Origin of the sequence: Adlercreutzia sp. DFI.6.23, assembly GCF_024462535.1 — a bacterium.
GTDB classification, from domain to species: Bacteria; Actinomycetota; Coriobacteriia; order Coriobacteriales; family Eggerthellaceae; genus Adlercreutzia; species Adlercreutzia rubneri.
The window spans coordinates 1-294 of sequence record NZ_JANGBP010000644.1; the positions used below are offsets into that span (position 1 = coordinate 1).

The following is a 294-nucleotide window of genomic DNA, read 5'->3' on the forward strand; positions in this document are numbered from 1 at the left end:
TGGACGTCGATTGCGTCATGAAGGCCACGAAGGTCGACGGCGTCTACGATGCCGACCCGATGAAGAATCCCGACGCGCACCGGTTCGACCATATCAGCTATATGGAGGTGCTGAGCCAGAGTTACCAGTTTCGCGTACTTGGCCAGCACGCCCGCATCGTGCTTGGGCGCCGGGGCTCCCACGCCGCGCGCCGGCGTGCGAGCTCCTCGTCGCTCACGTTCAGCGTCAGCGCGCCGCCCTCGATGTCCACCGTGATGGAATCGCCCTCGCAGATAAGAGCGATGGGGCCGCCGG

Annotated in this window: 1 protein-coding gene and 1 pseudogene; one reads left to right on the forward strand and one right to left on the reverse strand. The window is 65.3% G+C overall.

Annotated elements, in window-relative coordinates:
* Positions 1-119: pseudogene (gene pyrH / locus NE591_RS14895) on the forward strand (UMP kinase); the annotation flags it as partial.
* A gap of 2 nt (positions 120-121) precedes the next feature.
* On the opposite strand, the gene NE591_RS14900 reads toward pyrH, so the two are convergent.
* Positions 122-250, reverse strand: a complete 129-nt coding sequence (locus NE591_RS14900; RefSeq protein ID WP_256157062.1) for a hypothetical protein — start codon at positions 248-250, stop codon at positions 122-124.
* Positions 251-294: the final 44 nt, after the last annotated feature.